This window comes from Candidatus Accumulibacter phosphatis, assembly GCF_012939955.1.
Classification (GTDB): domain Bacteria; phylum Pseudomonadota; class Gammaproteobacteria; order Burkholderiales; family Rhodocyclaceae; genus Accumulibacter; species Accumulibacter delftensis.
In genome coordinates, this window is sequence record NZ_SPMY01000133.1 from 1 (window position 1) to 1,258 (window position 1,258).

Sequence of the window (1,258 nt, forward strand, 5' to 3'; positions counted from 1 at the left end):
CTGGCCACTCATTACGGCACGGCGGTTCCTCCCCGCCCGGCCCCGTCGCCCGAAAGACAAGGCCAAGGCCGAGGCCGGGGTGCTTCTGGTCGAGCGCTGGGTCCTGGCGCGACTGCGCCACCAGCGTTTCTTCAGCCTCTCCGAGCTCAACCGCAGCATCGCCGAGCTGATGAGCTGGCTCAACCAGCGGCCGTTCAAGAAGTTGCCCGGCTGCCGCCAAGCGGCCTTCGTCGAACTCGATCGGCCCGCTTTACTGCCCTTGCCGGTGACCCGTTACGAGTTCGCCGAGTGGAAGGTCGTCAGGGTCGGCGTCGACTATCACGTCGAGCTCGTCGGCCACTACTACTCGGTGCCGTATCGCTTCGCCCGCGAGCAGGTCGATAGCCGGCTGACGGCGAGCACCGTCGAGCTCTTCCATCGCGGCACGCGTATCGCCAGTCATGTGCGCAACGACAGCCGCGGTCGGCACACCACCGTCGATGCGCACATGACACCGGCCCATCAGGCGGTACAGGGCTGGAATGCGCCGCGGCTGCTCGACTGGGCCGGGCGTATCGGGCCGCATGCCAAAGGCGTCGTGCAGAGCCTGCTGCATCAGCGCCGCCATCCGCAACAGGCCTACCGGGCCTGCCTGGGCATCCTGCGCCTGGGCAAGGCCTACGGGGATGATCGCCTGGAAGCGGCCTGCGAGCGGGCCATCGCCATTGGCGCGACGTCCTACAGCAGCCTGAAATCGATCTTGAAGAACGGCCTGGACAAGCAGCGGGTGAGCACCCCGGGCCAGACCCATTTACCTCCGGAGCACGCCAATGTGCGTGGCCCCGGTTACTACCACTGAAGGAGCTTTGCCATGCTGAATCATCCGACCGTCGAGAGACTCCACCAACTGCGCCTTCCGGGCATGGCCCGAGCCTTGGCCAGCCAGGCACAAAGCCCGGAGATCGGCCAGTTGTCGTTCGAGGAGCGCCTCGGGCTGCTGGTCGACTGCGAGGCGGCCGAACGCGAGTCACGGCAGAATACGGCGCGTCTGAAACGCGCCGGACTGAAACAGGCGGCGACGCCAGAAGATGTCAATTTCCGGCATCCACGCCGACTCGACCGGGCACTGTTCGCCCGCTTGATGACCGGGCGCTGGGTGAGCGATCACCAGAACGTGCTGATCTGCGGGCCGACGGGGATCGGCAAGACCTATCTGGCGTGCGCCCTGGCCAACCAGGCGTGTCGGCAGGGGCATTCAGTGCTCTATGTGCGCTTGACG

The 1,258-nt window shown here is 66.3% G+C and carries 1 protein-coding gene and 1 pseudogene; both read left to right on the top strand.

All coding sequences use genetic code 11. From position 1 onward, the window contains the following. Positions 1–838: pseudogene (locus E4Q23_RS23090) on the top strand (Mu transposase domain-containing protein); the annotation flags it as partial. 12 nt (positions 839–850) lie between these two features. Continuing rightward, on the top strand, positions 851–1,258 hold a 408-nt coding region (locus E4Q23_RS23095), incomplete at its 3' end, for an ATP-binding protein (RefSeq protein WP_169068749.1).